The 19,120-nt window shown below is 40.9% G+C and carries 17 protein-coding genes; 6 read left to right on the top strand and 11 right to left on the bottom strand.

Annotation, left to right across the window (positions count from 1 at the left end; translation table 11 throughout):
• Positions 1–160 precede the first annotated feature (160 nt).
• The 11 genes from BEQ56_10755 to BEQ56_10705 all read right to left on the bottom strand — a co-directional run bounded on the left by BEQ56_10755 (position 161) and on the right by BEQ56_10705 (position 12,559).
• Positions 161–1,315, bottom strand: a complete 1,155-nt coding sequence (locus tag BEQ56_10755; GenBank protein AOH43911.1) for a UDP-galactopyranose mutase — start codon at positions 1,313–1,315, stop codon at positions 161–163.
• A 14-nt stretch (positions 1,316–1,329) separates the two neighbouring features.
• Positions 1,330–1,905, bottom strand: coding sequence for a dTDP-4-dehydrorhamnose 3,5-epimerase (locus tag BEQ56_10750; GenBank protein ID AOH43910.1), 576 nt, complete (start codon positions 1,903–1,905; stop codon positions 1,330–1,332).
• Between the two features lie 2 nt (positions 1,906–1,907).
• Positions 1,908–2,831, bottom strand: a complete 924-nt coding sequence (locus tag BEQ56_10745; GenBank protein AOH43909.1) for an epimerase — start codon at positions 2,829–2,831, stop codon at positions 1,908–1,910.
• Positions 2,828–3,895, bottom strand: a complete 1,068-nt coding sequence (locus BEQ56_10740) for a CDP-glucose 4,6-dehydratase (protein AOH43908.1) — start codon at positions 3,893–3,895, stop codon at positions 2,828–2,830. The genes BEQ56_10745 and BEQ56_10740 overlap by 4 nt, the downstream gene beginning before the upstream one ends.
• Positions 3,896–3,909: 14 nt before the next feature.
• Positions 3,910–5,277 (bottom strand): hypothetical protein, encoded by a 1,368-nt coding sequence (locus BEQ56_10735; protein AOH43907.1) that lies wholly within the window; start codon positions 5,275–5,277, stop codon positions 3,910–3,912.
• Between the two features lie 86 nt (positions 5,278–5,363).
• Entirely contained in the window at positions 5,364–7,247 is a 1,884-nt protein-coding gene (locus BEQ56_10730; GenBank protein AOH43906.1) for a hypothetical protein, read from the bottom strand.
• 81 nt (positions 7,248–7,328) lie between these two features.
• On the bottom strand, positions 7,329–8,114 hold the full coding sequence (locus BEQ56_10725) for a glucose-1-phosphate cytidylyltransferase (GenBank protein ID AOH43905.1): 786 nt from the start codon (positions 8,112–8,114) through the stop codon (positions 7,329–7,331).
• Between the two features lie 166 nt (positions 8,115–8,280).
• A complete protein-coding gene (locus BEQ56_10720) occupies positions 8,281–9,354 on the bottom strand; it encodes a hypothetical protein (protein ID AOH43904.1) in 1,074 nt (357 codons plus the stop codon).
• Positions 9,355–9,364: 10 nt separating this feature from the next.
• Positions 9,365–11,017, bottom strand: coding sequence for a hypothetical protein (locus tag BEQ56_10715; GenBank protein AOH43903.1), 1,653 nt, complete (start codon positions 11,015–11,017; stop codon positions 9,365–9,367).
• Complete coding sequence (locus tag BEQ56_10710) at positions 11,014–11,748, bottom strand: teichoic acid ABC transporter ATP-binding protein (protein AOH43902.1); 735 nt, start codon at positions 11,746–11,748, stop codon at positions 11,014–11,016. The genes BEQ56_10715 and BEQ56_10710 overlap by 4 nt, the downstream gene beginning before the upstream one ends.
• A 22-nt stretch (positions 11,749–11,770) precedes the next feature.
• Positions 11,771–12,559, bottom strand: a complete 789-nt coding sequence (locus tag BEQ56_10705; protein ID AOH44513.1) for a hypothetical protein — start codon at positions 12,557–12,559, stop codon at positions 11,771–11,773.
• A gap of 278 nt (positions 12,560–12,837) precedes the next feature.
• Between BEQ56_10705 and BEQ56_10700 the strand changes: the two genes are divergently transcribed.
• The 6 genes from BEQ56_10700 to BEQ56_10675 all read left to right on the top strand — a co-directional run bounded on the left by BEQ56_10700 (position 12,838) and on the right by BEQ56_10675 (position 19,120).
• Entirely contained in the window at positions 12,838–13,614 is a 777-nt protein-coding gene (locus tag BEQ56_10700; GenBank protein ID AOH43901.1) for a uridine phosphorylase, read from the top strand.
• A gap of 18 nt (positions 13,615–13,632) precedes the next feature.
• Positions 13,633–14,412 (top strand): uridine phosphorylase, encoded by a 780-nt coding sequence (locus BEQ56_10695; GenBank protein ID AOH43900.1) that lies wholly within the window; start codon positions 13,633–13,635, stop codon positions 14,410–14,412.
• Complete coding sequence (locus BEQ56_10690) at positions 14,409–15,212, top strand: hypothetical protein (GenBank protein ID AOH43899.1); 804 nt, start codon at positions 14,409–14,411, stop codon at positions 15,210–15,212. Before BEQ56_10695 ends, BEQ56_10690 begins: the two co-directional genes overlap by 4 nt.
• 53 nt (positions 15,213–15,265) lie before the next feature.
• Entirely contained in the window at positions 15,266–16,366 is a 1,101-nt protein-coding gene (locus BEQ56_10685) for a BMP family ABC transporter substrate-binding protein (protein AOH44512.1), read from the top strand.
• 101 nt (positions 16,367–16,467) lie between these two features.
• Positions 16,468–18,027: an ABC transporter ATP-binding protein gene (locus tag BEQ56_10680; GenBank protein ID AOH43898.1), complete on the top strand. Its 1,560-nt coding sequence runs from the start codon at positions 16,468–16,470 to the stop codon at positions 18,025–18,027.
• A complete protein-coding gene (locus tag BEQ56_10675) occupies positions 18,020–19,120 on the top strand; it encodes an ABC transporter permease (protein AOH43897.1) in 1,101 nt (366 codons plus the stop codon). Before BEQ56_10680 ends, BEQ56_10675 begins: the two co-directional genes overlap by 8 nt.

Genomic DNA, 19,120 nt, shown 5'->3' with positions numbered 1-19,120 from the left:
GTAGTGAGTATTCGGTGTGAACGTGAAGATGAACGAATGACATAGTGAGATAACCCCCGGTTAATTGTAGTGCATTTTCGGGGGTGGGGTGGGGAGAGGAGTATAATTAAATATTTTGGTGGTTTTTGGATTCTGCCTATGGCTGATATTTGCTTATCTTTTAATTTATGTATGATTTCAGCTCATTACAGAGCTCTAATGCTCTTTTCAGTGCTTGATCCATATTGTAGTATTTAAAATCTGCTAGTCTTCCGCAAAAAAATAAATTCTTGATTTTCTTTGCTCTCTCTCTGTATTGTTCATATTGCCTTATACTTTGCTCCGTCAGAACAGGATAATAGGGCTCCATAGATCGGCGATGTTCATATTTTAATGAATATTCAACCGCGTAAGTTGTTCCCTGTACGTTTTGAACAGGTAGTTTTTTATATTCTGTAATTCTTGTATAGTCTGGGGCTTGAGGATACGCAACAACAGGCGCATCTTGAAAGCTCTCTATGTTCTCAAATTTCCAATCGAATTGTAGCGTTCTGTATGGAAGACTTCCATATTGCATGGAGAGAAGTTCGTCTAATGCTCCTGTGTAGATAACTGGCTTGTTGTTAATTGCCCCATTTAATAATAACTGATTGTCATTAGATATTTGTAAGTGATGTAATGATTCAATCCCTAATTCAACATTGATATTGTTGTGATTCAGCAACCCTTCAAAAAAACTGACGTAGGATTTTTCCGGCATAACTTGGTATGCGTCATCAAAGTATCCGTTCTTATAAGAAAACCTCACAGGTACACGTTTCAATATGCTTGGATCTACTTCTTTCGCTGGTATACCCCACTGTTTTGCCGTATAAAGGCTGTAGTCCTTTTGAAATAAAAATTCCGCGAATTCCTGGATATAGGTGTCTTTACTTTCAAGCAATTCGACAACCGTTGCAGTTTCTTGATCTCCGAAGACTTCTTTGATGCGTTTCTTCAACCTGTTTGCATCATTTTCAGAATAATAAGCGTCTATCGTTGTAAAATTGAAAGGCGTAGGAGTACATTTCCCATCGATCTTCGCCATGCAGGTCAGTTTAAATTCTTTCCATTTCGCAAATCTGCGAACATAATCATAAAGATATCTCTCTTTTGTATGAAACGTATGAGGACCATATTTATGAATCAAGATGCCATGTTCATCATTGCAATCGTACATGTTCCCAGCAATATGGGATCTTCTATCCCATATTACAACTTTTTTATTGCATTCCTCAGCTAAGAAACGCGCGACTACTGCGCCTGATAAACCGCATCCAATGACTAAACAATCCATTCTTTTATCCTGTCCTAAAATCCACCGTATAGTTCCATAAACCGTGCGAAAGAATTTAGCTCCTTATCCTTGTCTGATAAGATAATGTTTTTAATTCCACCAATCCGATTTAATGGCCAGTTGATCGCAATCTCTTTATCGTTCCACAAGATTCCATCGTCATATTCTCCATAGAATTTTTCAGCGCACTTGTATGAAACGATAGATTCTTCCAATACCAAATACCCATGTCCGCAGCCGGCAGGGACTATTAACTCCATCCGATTCTCACGTGTAAGTTCAAAGCCCAGCCATTTCATGAATGTTGGACTATCTTTTCGCAGATCAACGACAACATCATATATGCTCCCGTAAATACAACGAACTAACTTTGGCTGTTGTTTCTCTCTTTGAAAATGAATTGCACGAATGACGCCTTTATAAGAGGTCGTGTAAAAAACTTCTGCGAGTTCATGCTTTATCCCGTTTTGTTCAAAAATTTCTTTCGAATAGTCTTTAGTAAACAATCCACGATTGTCGTCTGCGTTAAATGGAACTACGAGAACTAAGCCTTCGATTTCAGTGTTGTGGAACTCAAATTTTTGAATCATAATTATTTTCTCTCTTGCGATTTTAGCCAATCCATCGTTCGTCTTGTCCCCTCGGCAAAACAGACTTTTGCTTTGAATCCCGTGTCTTTTTCCGTTTCTGTACAATCAAATTCACTTAGCGGCAAATCAATCCCCGTGAAGGGAATATCTCCAAAGATAAAGTCCAAATCAGGTGCAATCGATTTTTTCATTTCCAATAAAAATTCTTTTAATGGCTTGGCATTGGAGCTTCCTATAAGATAAGAATGGAACGGTTTCCCATTTTTTCCGATTAGATAGAACGCAAGAGCAACATCATCGATGTATACAAAATCGTAATTCTGCGTTCCGGAAGTAAATTGGGGCGGCTGCCCATGAATTACTTTTCGTATGGTTGTATTGACTAATCGGGGACTCAATTCGCCTACTCCATAAGCATTTGTGATTTTGGCCCAAATTAGATCTATTTTTTCTTCCGCAGCAACCGACGAGGCCATAATATGTGCAATGACTTTTCCACCTCCATAGATATATGCTAATCCTGGTTTATTTCCCTGTTTGTAAGTGGCTGCGATGGTTTCATGTTCCATGATGCTTCCTGCACAAATGAACCTGCTGCACCCGAGTTTCTTGGCAGTTCTTAACGCATCAATTGTCCATTGCGCGTTTTGGAGTTGAAGTTTTGTGTTGGCTCGTTCAGATCCAGCGCTTCCTGCCCATGCAAAGTGGTAGAACGTATCTAACATTGCATTTGATGGAATTAATGTTTGTAGCGATTCAATATTATCTAGATCGCATGGAATAAAATGCAAATTTTTTTGTTCGGGAAGATTATTTTGATGCCCACGTAGGTCGATAGCATAAACTTCCATTCCTTCTTCCAGTAATACTTTGACGGTTGCACTGCCGACAAAGCCGTTTGCTCCGGTCACAATTACTTTTTTCATAAGTCAATATCTTTCCCTAAAAATTCTCTTATCTGTTGATCCATGATATTCGGTATGCTTCCTTTGGAGAACCATACTTTGTTCCATTCACATGTTTTCTGAATCGCTTCCTGAATCCCCCATCTGGGGTTCCATCCAAAAACAGATTTTATTTTCGTGCAGTCTAATTTTAAGAAATTTGCTTCGTGTGGAGCGTTATTCTCAGCTACATTTTTCCAACTGACACCGTCTCCCCACGTTTTACAGAATGTATCAACCAGTTTCCCTGTTGTAACACAATCACAATCGTCCGGGCCAACATTATACCAACCTTGGTAAGACGGATTTTCGTATTGTTTTTGCGCGATCATCAAATAAGCGAGCACCGGTTCTAAAACATGTTGGTATGGTCTCGTGGAATAAGGATTTCTGACGATAATCTCCTTGTTTTCTTGAACGGCTCGAATACAATCCGGAATGATTCTATCGTTTGCGAAATCGCCGCCGCCAATGACGTTTCCGGCTCTTGCAGTAGAAATTGCTACAGCCTTATCCGAAAAGAAGCTGTTTTTATAGCAGTGCGTTACCAATTCAGAACAGCTTTTGCTGTTAGAGTATGGATCGAATCCATCAAGTGGCTCATTCTCTCGGTAGCCCCAAACCCATTCTTTATTGTGATAAACTTTATCTGTCGTGATATTTAAAAAGCTTTTTACGCAATCAAATTTTCTTACGCATTCCAAAATATTAACTGTCCCCATTACATTTGTTTCGTATGTGTAATGGGGAAGTTTGTAACTATCTCTTACGATTGGTTGCGCTGCGAGATGAATAACGATTTCAGGTTGGATATTGCCGAATACAGATTCCAGTTTTTCTAAATTACGGATATCCCCAATGACGCTGTTGATTTTTTCTCCCATTTTTAATAATTCAAATAAAGATGGTTTCGTCGGTGGCTCTAAACTATATCCTGTGATATTTGCGTCCAAGTACAATAAAACCTGGCACATCCAAGTTCCTTTAAATCCAGTATGTCCAGTAATTAGGACGTTTTTGCCTTTATAAAAATCCAGCCCAATCATAAGATCTCCTAAATCTATTCATAAACTTCCGCGATCAGCATTGTTTCGAACATGATACTTCCATCAACCGGTTTTACAATTTCAAAATGATACCCTAAATCCCAGCTTTCGATCATGGGCTTAATATCTAGGAAATCGTCGATGCTGTGGTAAATACTGATAAGTAAAATCGGTTTATATTTTTTTATCGTATTGATAGCTCCTCGGAGAAATTCCTGTTCCGCGCCCTCAAGATCTGTTTTAATTAGGCCTACGACCAGATTGTTCTTCTCAACGTAATCGTCTAACGATATGGCGTCTACTTCAATTTCATCTGTGTATTCAAAAGAGTTGTTCGGATGAATTGAACTACTTGTTCCATTGAGACTAAATTTTATTCGTTCGTTTTTATCACTAAGAGCCAGATTCTCAGCAACTACATTTTTCAATTGATTAAGCCTTATCGTCTCTAAAAGATTTGCGAAATTATTTGGATCTGGCTCAAATGAAATTACACTACGTGTTGTTAATGGTGCAAAAATTAAAGCTGAGTCGCCAATAAATCCACCAGCATCAATTATATCTTTGCTTTCTATGGATTTAATATTTTTGATTTTATTAATTGAGTGTTGATAATAAAAAACACAAGGCTCAAAATGCATAATAGGTAACAAGAAATTTTTGTAGCAAAAAACATCGTCATCTAAACAGATGATATTTGAATAGAAATGATCTCTAAGTGTTCGAATTTGTTGTTGCTCTTCAAAACTAAATATATTTAAGACTGGATAATCCATCTCATAACGGGTCTTTAATCTGTTAATAATAAGTGAAATAGTTTCTATGCTTGTTGGTGGTAGACCTTTTGTTAATGATTTATACCTGTCTTTAAAGTTTGGTATCGCTATAAATCCGTTATGTAATTCATCCTTGTAATAGCCATACTCCTCTTTTATGTAATAAAGAGCCCCTCTGTATTCTTCCAATTCTCTTATGTGATTCAGTATCCCAAATAATTGGGCATGATTATTTGCAAGATTGCACTCAAGATTACAGATCTTGTCGTGTATGTCCTTTTCTCTTTGATGAAATATTTGAATGTGATTATTGGTATCCTTTAACTCTTGTAGGCTTTTCTCCAACAAAAGGTGTAGCTTCTCTGTGTCGCTTTTCCATGCTAGATTATTATGAGTTATTTCTTGAATTATGTCTTGCAGCGCAGTAGATATATTTAATAATTCTGAAATAAATATATGTTTAAGCTCGTCTGTGACAACTTGATCAAACTCCAGCACTTTACCGATTTCTTTGAGAATATCATTCTTCGTTATTTCCAATAATTCTTTCTGCTCTGCAAGAGATATAGGTAGAACTTTACTCAGCAAACTGTTTATATTTTTCATAATCTATTAATTCCACAATAAATTATTGGCGTTTTTGGAAAAAGAATAAAATTGCCGCTTCCATTCTTTTATTGTAATTGATTTATCTATGCCCTTCCCAAAAAGTAAAAAATTTTTAATCCGAGTTCTCTCCTTTTTGATTTTTTTGGAAAACAAAAAGTTGTAAGTGTTTTCTTCGCTATAAGGTACTCGTATATCTTCTTTGCGATTTTACGCCTTTTTGATCCAATTGGGAATGGTATTGTAATACCTTCTCTTTTTTTCTCAAATTCCAATTTTTCAGTTCTTTGTCTCAAATCGTAAATCGGGCTTCCATATAGCGTTCCTAATAGGTTGCTTAAAATAATCTCATAGAAAGGTGTTTCTCTTGCATTGAGCCAAAAATCTATACCCATAGAAATAGAAGGATCCAACCATGGTTTAGGTTGTGCAACATAATGGGATATATATGGGTTATCTGCTATACCGTTGTATTGCTCGAAATCTGATTTTGGTGCCCACCTAATTCCTTCGATGACGAAATCCCCTGTGCGAACATAACAGTTCCATTCATACCCGAGGAAAAGAACTTTATCTTCAAGTATAATATTTAAAATATCCTGTTCTTGGCATCTGAATTTGCTATTTACTGCCATCTCCAATAAATCATCTTCAGAATAAGTTTCTCGAATTAATTTTAAATTCATTAATAATACGCCTGTATTTAAGTAATTCCATGGATTTTTCAATTTCATTTCTTTGGATGCATAAGTTTTCGTGTCGGGGACTGCCCATCCATTTAGCATGCCTAGAAAAACTATATCCTTTACTCCTGCCGCTAATTTCCCTTCGATATTTTTATGAAATAACTCTGCTAAGTCTTTTCTGATCAAAATATCAATGTCCATTACGATAGCCTTATCATAGTTTTGTAAGTACCATGGGCTGAATATTCTATAATAAGCTTCTTCACAATATCCAGTTTGTGCGATATGAAAAACCGAGTTATTCAATCTGTGTGTAGGATTAAAGAACCTTAATGAAATATTCTCGTATCTGGAACACATTTTGGATAATGTATTCTTGTTTTGCGTAGATAATTCTTTCTGCAAAACTATTATATCGTAATTATTGCATGAATTACATGTATTAAATAGGGATTGCAAGAAAACACCTAGATATGGTGCATAATAATTGCTGCAAACTACAACTATCGGTATATTATTGTCAGAATATGCAGGTAGTAATTCTGCTTCGGTATGTATGTCCTCATATGCGATGCTGGGCAGTTGCAATATGGCTATTGTTTTGTCGTGCGATAATAAATGCTCAATATATACAGTCAATAAAAATTTTTCAAAAAAAGCAATTTCGTTTCGTTTATAATTTGAGTATGTTTTCTTGGTACTATTGCATAAATTATTATATGTATCGTATATATTTATTTTCCATGCCGTGAAATCTTCGAAGATTTCCTTTTTCATGATGTAATCAGAATACATGCATATTCTGCTACCGTTCAGAATTTCTTCTGCCAATTCGTAGAATTCTGTGTGTGAAAATTTTAGGCAACTAATCAAAGCATTAATATTGGTTAGATCGTCGCATTTAACATAAAACTTATAATAATCAAGAACCGCATTCTCTTTTTTGAAATCATATATATAGTTTGTGATAACGTCATACGTGCTAAAAAGACTTGCCGAATCGTTTAGATTGTTTAATTTGTTTTTTAGAAAATCTTCATCTATAATATTAATATTTATATTTTCCCAATTTGCCGATTCTATGTGCTTATTTTTGCTTTCTATCTCTAATAGCGATTTGTTTTCCATAAATCCCAGGTATTGATGATTGCCATGATTCAATAGATGATTCAGTCTATCTACCTGAGAAGAATTCTCATTGATAGGGAGAAATTCGATAAAATTGATATCGCTGACATCTAAATTGACGACTTCTGTAAAGATTTTTATATGATTATGAAGCATCTTTCTCCTCCTTAAATCCTCTCTCTTTTTTTTTGGGGGGGGTAGAACATGTGTAAAAATTATAGGAAATAAAGAGTGCCCCTAATTTTCGCTCCAAACCTTCCAAGGTGCATTTCCATCTTTCCACATTTTTTCTAATTGTTCTTTTTCTCTTAGCGTATCGACACATTGCCAAAATCCTTCGTGCTTATATGCCATTAGCTGACCTAATTTTGCAACTGTCTCGAGTGGCGTTTTTTCGAGAATAGTACTATCACCTTGGATATAATTGATAAATTCATACTGGCAAACCATATATCCAATGTTGATTAAATTTCCATCGCCTTTTGCTTTCTCGCGGAAATCAACAATTTGACCGTCTTCATTGATATCCAATATTCCAAATCTTTGCCCAGCGTTGTATGCACACATCGTTACCATTTTTTTGTGCGACCGATGGAATTGTACAAGATCGGTAATATTAACGTTTGAAAGCCCATCACCGTATGTCAACATAAATGGTTCGTTTTCGAGGAAAGGTGAAATGCGGCGAACACGTCCGCCGGTCATTGTGTTAAGACCTGTGTCCACGACTGTTACTTTCCATGGTTCAGAAGTATTGCGATGAACAACCATTTCATTTCTGCCATTGGTAAAGTCGTATGTGATGTCTGATGTATGTAAGAAATAATCCGCGAAGTATTCTTTGATAACGTATTGCTTATACCCAGCGCAAATAATAAAATCGTTAAATCCATGTGCGGAGTATAACTTCATAATATGTAGTATCAGCGGCATTTCGCCAAGATTAATCATTGGCTTTGGTTTAAACTGTGATTCTTCAGAAATACGTGTTCCAAATCCCCCTGCTAGAATAACAACTTTCATATTTGATAATGCTCCTTTGTTTTTGGTTGTATAATATATAATTTTGCAAAATTATAGAGATTGGTTTCTACTTATCTCTATAATTTTGATGTTAGCTTTTTACGCTGGGAATACTTCTTGATACTTTGCATATATAAAAACATCTCTTTCGATCTTTGCTTGGATTTTATAATGATAACAAGCGTCTGATAGTTGCTAATAACTTCCATGTCCTACTAGAATATATTTCGTTGAGCTTGTCATTATTTTGATTCACTAGCTTCTTGATTTCGCGAAAGTAAAATTTAGTAGAGGCAAGGTTATTTTTTTTCACAGCTTCTAACAAAATTGCACTGATGGGATCTTTGGCTTGGTATCCATGTTTATAAGTATACCGTAGTATAGGAAACCACTGTTCGATAATTTCATTGCCTTCGTCAATCGTGATATCCGGGGTATTGCATAAAAGTACCATGTTCGAGTAAGCCGTTACTTCAACGAATTTGTCATAAAAAACGTATGCATGAGAATCATGCAGGCTATTATTAATTTCTGAAATAGCATAAAATAAATCGTTGAAATATTCTCTGTTGATTGAATGAGACGTTGAATTTGAACGATACCGATAACTGCATATAATTTTATTTATATGATAGGCTCTTTCGATATATTGCATGTATTGAAAGAGAAATAAGCTATCTTCACCTATTCGAAGGGATGGATTAAAGGAGAGGCTCTTTTTTTTTATAACTTTGGTACGAAACATCTTCGTAAAAATCGGATGAGAGATAGGGAACCAACTATCAATATCATCGAAAATTTGGTAATATCCTTCCTTCCGTCCTGTATATCGTTGTTCAGCGACTTTCTTTTGACGATTTGAATAGCAAAAAGCTCCATTAGCAAGCCCAACGTTTGTTTGTGTCATGATATCTAAAAGAAGTCTAATCGCATCAGGCTCAAAAGTATCATCTGAATCAAGAAACATTACAAAAGGTGCCGTTACTTGATTCAGCGCCAAGTTTCGAGGTGTGCTGGCGCCGCCAGAATTTTGTTGAGTTCGCAAAACTTTTATATTTTTGTGCCTTTTCGAGATCTGAATAAGGTATTCATAGCTTCCATCATTCGAATAATCATCTGCTGCGATCCATTCGATATTGGCAAATCCAATCGTTTGTTCTTTTAAAGACCTAAAAGTTTCTTTGAGGAACTTTCTTGAATTAAAGATAGGTGTAATAACACTAACTAGTGCGCTATTCATTTTTTATTTCCTAGGCTAGGACTCTATTTACGATCAGATTTATTTGTTTTTTTTGTTCTTCGGGGGACATTTTTTTTAACCACACAATAAGTCCGCGCTGGAAGGCAATTAAGTCATTAGCTGAATAATTCATGATATTCCCTCTTTTTATATCTTCTTCCATCTTTTCAGCAAAAGTATAGTCGTTTTCCTCTGTCTTGTAATGAATAGCAGCAAGTATGAGTTTTTTTTCTAAGCGATTTTGTTCGAGTTTATAAAAATGGTTTAGGATAAAGTCTCTACGATATGTGCTAAGCTGTTCCGCAGTTGTTGGATAAACTAATGTTTGATCTTGAAATTGAAGTCCGTCGGATAGAGCATATTTTGCTAATCGTTGATTCCGCTCGCGTATGTCGCTGGGTGTCGTAAAACAGCTTGTAGCAAATGGAATAACCGCCCAGCGGGCGATTGTCATATAGCGTAACCATAGAGACCAATCTTCGTGAGCTTGTAGCTCTTCTCTCATACCGCCTAGTTGTTTGTATAATCTGCGATTGAAAAGGACCGCGTTATTAGCAACTATACAACGCTCTGTCATTTTAAATGGGTCGATTTTTGTAAAAGATGTACATTGTGTCTCTGCGAGATGAAATTTGTTGGGAATATTCGGGAACCTTCTGATTTTCAATGCAACTGATCGAAAAAAAACTATGTCAAGATTGTTTGATGTCGCCTCTGTAATTCCTGCTAGGATATGCTCAGGATAAAGGTAATCATCATCGTCGAGCATATTGATATATTCACCTTTTGAAAGGCGAAAGCCAATATTTGCTGCTGCTGCGCGACCTTGTCTGATCCCAGTCGCATAGTAACAGATATTTAAATCAGCGAATTCACTCTCGACCATATCTTTAGAACAGGGTTCACCATCTTCAACTACAATGCACTCAAAATTTTTGTATGCCTGCATTCTTAAACTCGAAAGAGCTCCTTGCAATATTTCTGGACGTTGACAAGTTCGTACTATTATTGAAACTAGTGGGTGTTCTATTGTTGTGTTCGGTAAGGTAACATTCCCCCGGAGCTGCATTAATCTAAAACTTGCCGGTTTGTAATACTTTCCATGGTCTTGACCGAAAAAACGTAGAAACAGAGCTCTAGATAGAAATGGCAACATCTTATATAGTAATTTGCGTCTTGAAAGCATCCTAAATTCAGAGTTTCCTGTAAACGCGAGATGTATCTGCTGAAGTGCGCTTTTCCAAAAATTTTGCTCAGCATATTTTGCGTCCAATAATATGCAGTCAAAAAATTGATCATGAATATCAGGTATATTCTCTTCGTCAAGAGGCAAGAGAATATCTCCGGCAAAAACGACCTTTCCTCCGGCTGCTTCCACTCTTTGCATCAGATCCACTGCAGTGACGTTTCTAAGAATGGGATCTATTTTTCCAACTTTATTAAGCATTTTATTGGAAATAGCAAAAGCAACTGATAAGGGGCAGTCGCACGTAAAGTCGCGTGGGTCGATAAAACCTAACGATAATGAAGGAAAAGTTCCCAGAATTAGTGCATCTGCTCCTCTGGCTAAACGATTGTCTATCTCTTTGATTATTCTGCCATGTGGGTATGATGAACAATATACAATGCCTGCGATAGTGTGAACACTCTTAATTAAATTCATCGGCTTTCAGTATAGCCTTTAGCTACCTCTTTTGCGGTTCCCATCATTTTTACCTCGCCGCGTTCAAGCCATAAACCCTGTTGGCAGATATCCACAACTGTATCGGCGCTATGTGATACGAACATGATGGTTGTCCCATGCTCAAGATAACAATTCATTCGCTTTGCACATTTTTCCTGAAACGCGATATCTCCAACCGATAAAATCTCATCCGCAAGCAGAATATCCGGTTGTACCGCGGTTGCAATGGCGAAAGCTAACCGAGCGACCATACCAGAGGAGTAGGATCGGACTGGAACATGGATAAAATCTTTGAGTTCGGAGAAATCTACGATCTCATCGTGCATTCGTGTAATATCACCATTCTTGAAGCCCAGGATATTTCCATATAGATAAATATTTTCGTGCCCAGTCAAGTCGGGATTAAATCCTGCACCTAGCTCCAGCATCGGAAACACGCGGCCATGAGTAATAACGCGACCTTCTTTTGGTATTAGGACACGTGCGACTGCTTTTAGAAGCGTGCTTTTTCCCGCTCCATTGCGGCCCATGATTCCAAGCGAGCTTCCCCTTTCAAGTTCGAAAGATATATGTCTCAAGGCCCAGAAAGTATTGATTTTGATTTTTCGTCGAACGGACTTGATAAAAAAGTCTTTTGTCCCAGAGACGGGTTCTGACGGCAATCGGAAACTGATTCCGAGATCTTGTGCACTGACAGCAATTTTTTCCATATCAGCATCATCCCATTCTAATCTACGCCCTATAAGCGAAGTCGTTTGAATGTTTCGTAAATATCCACCAACCTAAGATTAGTACGCCGAATCCATAAAGGCTTCCGTTGATCCATAATACCGGATCCGGGATCTTTTGGTAAAGCACAGGGTCTCGGAAAAGTGTCACGAAAATGTACATTGGATTAAGTCTGAATGCAACAATGAACTCGTCAGGAATAATTGTCTCAGGGTAGAAAAGCGGTGTCAGATACATCCATAGAGTTAAAATAACCGACCAAATTTGAGAAAAATCATTAAGATATGTCGTTATGGTCGCAACTAAAAGACTCATCCCCACGACAAAAAAAGTTAGTAGTAAAATAGCAGGGATGATTAGGAATAAAGCTGAGGAATATTCGACCTTGTCGATAAACGCAATAATGATAAACGGGATAGCCGTGAGGATTAGATTGATCCCATTGATTCCAATACCCGAGATGACATAAACGGTTTTCGGAAGATAAACGCGTCGAATCATTGGCCCATTTCCAATAATTTGCATCATTGCTTCAGCAGTTGAGGAGGAGTAAAATGAAAAAATCATGTTTCCAGCAAAAATATACAAAGGATAATGAGGTATGTCAAAGCGAAAAAGGTTGCTGAATATGACAACAAAAACAACCATGTTCAGCAATGGATTCAATAAAGACCAAATGACACCCAAGTAGGATCGTTTATAGCGTGTCTTAAAATTCGTGTAGATCATTCTTTTCAGGATGAACCTGTTCTCGAATAAGCTATTGATTTCATCCACGAATGGATTGATCAGTTTCGCAGAGTCATATATTTTTTCGCTTTTTTCGTTTGTTTCCATCCGTGTATCCTGCCTCTTTTCTTGTCAACAACGTATATTATAACGGATTTTATTGCGTTTTCATTCGGATTGAGTTTATAAAAACACAATTCTAGTTTTCGGTTGGACATGTGAAAGATCATCCGGAAAATATGCCTTTTGTCACCAATACTAAACTTGGCCGCCAAGTTTAGTATTGGTGATATACTGAGGTGGTACAAAAAAATCTGCCAAACGAATTGAGGAATCGAAGAATGACAGTTCAAAAAAAGCTGCATGTTGCGGTCAGTCGAGGCGAGGTCGGTCGATACGCGTTTCTTCCAGGCAGCGTCGAGCGTGCGGAGCTAATCGCGACGTATTTTGACAATCCCAGGAAAATTGCTCACCAACGTGAGTTTTTAACCTATACCGGAAGTCTGGAGGGCGTTCCAGTTACGGTTACTTCAACCGGGATTGGCGGTCCGTCTGCCGTAATTGCGGTCGAAGAACTATATGATTGTGGTGTGAATACGATGATTCGGGTTGGCTCTTCCGCGTCGACGTCGCCAAAGGTTGGGATTGGCGATGTGATTATTCCGAATGGCGCAGTGCGGATGGAAGGAACAGGTGATCATTATCTTCCGCTTGAATTTCCTGCGGTTCCGGACTTTCAGTTGCTTAAAGAGTTGGCCGCAGCAGCAGGACGTTTAGGTTATTCCTACAACGTCGGCGTTACGATTACGAAGGATTCTTTCTATACGGAAGTTTCACCGGAGACGAAGCCGGTTTATCCTGAGTTGAAATATAAGTGGGGGGCATATGAGAAAGGCGGCGCGACCAGCACCTGTATGGAATGCGCTCCGCTTTTCCTCTGTGGAGCGAGTCTGGGGATTCGTACGGCTGCGGTTTTGATTTGCGCAACGAATTACCAGCAGTATTCCAATGACGACAGCGATTATCCGCGGAACTGGGAGCGACGTGCGATTGAAACCGGAATCGAGGCGATGCGTTCGGTTATTCGTGAAGACAGGGTTAACGCGCACAGCAGATAAACGGAAGGAGAAACGAATATGGAATCCATCAAAATGATGCACCTCGGAATCCGGAAAGGGGAGGTTGGCAGATACGTGTTCCTTCCGGGCAGCCCGGAACGTTCTGAAAAAATTTCGAAGTATTTAGAGAATCCGATAGAAATTGCGTATAACCGTGAGTTTTTGACCTTTACAGGTACTTTGGAAGGGGTACAGGTTTCAGTTACGTCAACTGGGATCGGAGGACCGTCGACCGCAATCGCTGTTGAAGAGCTTTATCAATGTGGCGCGGATACGATGATTCGGGTTGGTACTTGCGCTTCGGTTTCAGAGGATTTTCATAAGGGCGATTTGATTATACCAAATGGAGCGGTTCGGATGGAAGGCGTTGGGCGTCATTACCTGCCGACGGAATTTCCCGCCGTTCCGGATTTCGAAACGACGCGAATACTTGAAGAAGCCGCAATCCGCTTGAACTATGTTTATAAGGTTGGTATTACGATAACGAAGGCAGGGTTCTTTACACAGACATCCCCGGCGACAAAGCCTATCGGGCCGGAATTAATTCAGAAATGGGCTGCGTATCGGGCTGGAGGCGCGCTCGCAACCAGTATGGAATGTGCGCCGCTGTTTCTCGTTGGCGCGAGTCTTGGGATTCGGACTGGAGCAGTTCTTGTCAGCGCGACAAACGATGCCAGTTATTCCGGTGATGTCAAAGATTATCCGTATGGGTTTGAACATTTAGCGATCGAAACTGGGATTGAAGCGATGCGTATGATGATTCTTCGGGACCGCGAAGCGGGGAATCTACAGGCATGACGGAGGCTCGGGGCTCTCGGAAATGCGTTGCGGTGGGGCGCTTCCCAAAGCTTGATTTGCGTCAGGTTTCTGATGTATCTAATTATGTTCGTATTTGCGATCTTTTTACAAAAATGATTTCGGAAAAGAACCTGACGGACGGTGAAGTATTGCCGGGAGAGAATGTTTTCGCTGCGTATTTCAATACCAGTCGAGCGACGATTCGCCGTGCATTCCGGCATCTCGAAGAAGATGGGTTTTTGGTCAAGCGCCAGGGAAAAGGGACCGTCGTTTCATATTCCGCCTTCTCTGATCAGAAGCTGATCCAATGGTGCCATAACGTTGGTTACGAAAACTGTACGCGGGAAGTTACAGCGATCCGGTTAACTTATGAGCCTGAATTCAGCGGAGAATTCCTTTCTTCAAGATTGAATCTCAAAATGGGGACGAAAATCACAGTCTTCTATCTATCTTTTTTCAGCGAGGCGGAACTCGTTGGAAATTGCGTGGCGATGATTCCGGATGATTTTCTTGCCCGGGCGCTTCCTGCGGATTGTGACGAGGAAAATTTACGGCTGTTCCTGCTGAGCGGAATTTATGAGTCCGTTCGCATGACGGAGACTTCGATTCAGGCGCTGTCCGCCAGCGATAAGGAGGATCAGCGAATTCCGATGTTGAAAGAAAAGGTTGTGTTGAACGTACAGGAATTTTTATTTGACTCAGATTGTAAACCGATCGCACTTTGTAATTATTATCTGAAAAGCGATTGTTATCGGCTTCCGCTAAATCGGAGAGCGAAGGTTGATCTGGACAAGGGATGATCGGGACGATAAATCCCGTCCGATTATTCAATATTATAGAGGGAGAATTTGAGATGAAAAAAGAAGTCGTTATTGCAGTTGTGATGTTGACGCTTGGGGTGCTGTTAGGTTCAGTATTGGCCGTCGGGGCGCAAAGCGCAGCCCCGCTCAGGGTCGTCTATCTGGTCAATGGGAGTTTGGGCGATAAAGGTTTTTACGATTCGGCGGCGTCCGGTCTATACCGAATGCGCGACGAGCTTGGCGCGGAGATCAAGATTATCGAGATGGGGCGCGATGAAACGAGCTATGAAGGAAACTTTATTGACGTTTCTGAGCAGGATTGGGATTTGATCATCTCTGGTACCTGGTCGGTCAAAGAACTTGCGCAGGAAATCGCGGTCCAGTTCCCGGACAAAGATTATATCTTTTTCGACGGGCAAGTTGATTACGACGTCGTCACGACCGGGAATATGATGGGTATCAATTATTTGTCAAACGAAGGCTCGTTTATGGCGGGCGCGTTAGCAGCGTTGATGTTCGATTCGGGCGATGAAAAAATTGATCCTGAGAAAAGAATTCTTGGTTTTGTCGGTTCAATGGACTCGCCGAATATTAACGATTTTCTTGTCGGCTATATTGAAGGAATCAAGTATATTGACCCCGAAATTAAATTGATGACTTCATACGTCGGCTCGTTCGAGGACGTTCCGAAGGCGCTCGAAATGACGAAACAGCTTTACAACCAAGGCGCGCAGATCGTCTTTGCGCCGGCTTCGCAGAGTATTCTTGGCGCGGTTACCGCGGCTTCGGATTCCGATAAATATTTAATAGGATGCGATCAAGATATTTGGGCGCAGGTCAGCGAATCGGATCCAGAATCGGCGTCTGTGATCATCTCATCTGCGTTGAAAAGGGTTGGTGATTCGCTGTTTACAGCGGCTTCTGGTTTTTTCGATGGCTCGATGACGACTGATAAGAACTACACGCTTGGTTTGAAAAGCGGCGCTGTGGGTTTGGCTGAGAACGAGAATTTCATTACGGTTGTTCCCGAGGAAATCCGGGCGCGTCTTGGAGAAATTTCTGAATTGGTTATGAACGGGGAGATTGTCGTTGGAACTTCTTTCTCGATGGAAACGGATGCGATCGCGAAGCTCCGCGATGAAATGAAGCCGTAGCCGAGTTGATCCGCGTTTCCATGGGGCGGTCAAAATCTGACCGCCCCATGGAAACGGTTTTCTGATAAGTTTACGCGTTTCAGAAGCTGAAAGGTGGGACAATGGCAGAGATACACGAAGCTTTACGGTTAAAAGGAATTACAAAAGTTTATCCAAACGGAGTCGTTGCTAATCGGGATGTTAATTTCAGTGTGAGCATTGGCGAGATTCATGCTTTATCTGGCGAAAACGGCGCTGGAAAGACGACGCTGATGAAAATTTTATTCGGCGAGGAAAAACCGACTGCGGGTGAAATTTTTATCGACGGCGATAAGGTTAATATTCAAAATCCTTCCGCCGCGATTCGTCTTGGAATCGGGCTCGTTCATCAACATTTTATGTTAGTTCCGTCTTTAACCGTTACCGAGAATTTAATTTTGGGAATAGAACCGGTAAAAGGGCTTCGGATTGACGAGCGAAAGGCCCGCGAACAAGTCAGCGAGATTTCGAAGAAGTATCATCTTATCGTTGATCCCGACGCGAAGGTTCGGGATCTGACCGTAGGACAAAAACAAAAAGTCGAAATTTTGAAAACGCTTCTTCGCGGTGTCCGAATCCTGATTTTAGATGAACCGACGGCGGTTTTAACGCCGCAGGAAACGAAAGAACTTTTTTATGAATTAAAGCTTCTCCGTTCCGCAGGGTACACGATTATTTTTATTTCGCATAAGTTAAACGAGGTTAAGGAGCTCTGCGATCGGATTACGATTATCCGGCATGGGCAGACGGTTGGTGTTTTTCAGGTCGATTCCGTTTCGGAAGACGAAATTTCCCGCATGATGGTCGGACGTAGCGTGAAATTAAAGATTGAGAAAGGGCCGGCGCATCCCGGCCCGGCTGCAATTAAGGTTCGAGGATTGACGGTCCTCGATGATTCAGGAAAATCAAAACTACGGGACGTCTCGTTTATGGCAAGGCGCGGGGAGATTTTCGGCGTCGCTGGCGTCGAAGGCAATGGGCAGGCACAGTTAGCTGATGCGCTGACTGGAATGGGCGCTTATCAATCGGGTACGATTGAAATTAATGGGTTGAATATCTCTGGAAAGACCGTTCGCGAGATTCGGGATCAGAAGTTATCGCATATTCCTGAGGATCGGATGAAAACCGGGATCGCTCCAAGGCTTTCGATCGAAAACAATGTCATTACGGATAAAATATTCCGAAAAGAATTTAATCGATTCGGCTTCCTGGACCTGAAAAGGATTTCTGCCTACGGATTGGAGATGGTAAAACGGTTTCGCGTTTTTTGCCAGTCGGCCCAGGTTCACGTTAACAGTCTTTCGGGCGGAAATATCCAGAAAGTCGTTCTTGCCCGGGAGATTTCATCGGATCCAGACGTAATTATCGCGAATCAGCCGACCCGCGGTGTTGACGTTGGCGCGACGGAGTTTATTCGTCAGGAGTTGATTAAGATGCGGAATTGTGGGAAGACGGTTTTCCTGATATCTTCCGATCTGGGGGAAATCCTCGGTTTATCGGATTCTCTGATTGTTCTTTACGAGGGCGCGATTACGGCTTACTTTCCCGATGCGTCGATGGTAACGGAGGACGAATTGGGCCGGTACATGCTCGGCGTGCAAAAACAGTCGGAAATGGAAATTCGGATGGCGAACCATGAATGAGAAAAGGATAAACTTCCTGGTCGACTTGGCGCGAGTCGGCGTGATTATCGGTATTACGTTGGCGCTCGTTTTCCTGATCGTTTTTCTGGCGAGCAGCGAACCGCTTGCCGCGATCCGAAGCTTCTTTATTGGACCATTTACATCTTTGCGGCGTATTGGGAATATTATCGAAGCGGGCGCGCCGCTGATGTTTACTGCGCTGGCGGTCATCCTGATTTTTCGATCCGGTTTATTCAGCATGATTTCAGAAGGCGCTTTCTTCATCGGTATTACCGGCGCCATGATCGCCGCGATTTCATGGCGTCTTTCCGCGCCGCTGTATTCGGTCGGCGCGATTCTGTTTGGCGGCATTTGCGGCGCTGTTGTGGCGCTGATTCCCGCGCTGCTGCGAATGAAGTGGTCGGTAAGCGAAGTTGTCACTTCGATTATGCTGAATTATGTCGTTCAGTTTTTCTCGATTTATCTTGTGAATTATCATTTTCGAGAAGTCGAAAGTTCGAGTCTGGCTTCCCTCCTGCTCCAGCCGACCGCGAAATTGCCGGTTATTTTTCCCGGAACGCGAATTCACGTTGGAATTCTGGTAGCCTTGGTGGCCTGTTTCTTTATTTATCTGTTTCTGCACCGAACTTCGTTAGGTTACGCAATCCGCGTTGTTGGCGATAATGAAATCTTCGCGCAGTATTCTGGGATCAACGCTGCAAAAACAATGCTGTTGGCGCAGCTGCTTGCTGGTTTGATCGCGGGGATTGGCGGTGCGGCTGAGTTGTTGGGGATGTACACGCGATTTAAATGGACTTCTTCGCCGGGTTACGGCTGGACTGGTATTGTGGTCGCGTTGCTTGCGAAGCAGAATCCGTTGCTTGTCCCGGTTGCGGCGCTGTTTATTGGATACATGAACGTCGGAGCGGATATTATGGCGCGGAGCAGCGACGTCAGCCGTGAAGTCGTCGATATCATTCAGGGCGTCATGATGTTATTAATCGCTGCTGAAGCACTTTTGGGCGGACTACGGCAACGAATGATTGTTTCTGCCGCTAAACTTGAAGATTCGACGAGCACGCCGAACGCTTCGGCAGGGCTGAAAGGAGCGTAG

Source organism: Anaerolineaceae bacterium oral taxon 439 (assembly GCA_001717545.1).
GTDB lineage: Bacteria > Chloroflexota > Anaerolineae > Anaerolineales > Anaerolineaceae > Flexilinea.
This window is presented reverse-complemented; position numbering and strand designations above follow the sequence as displayed.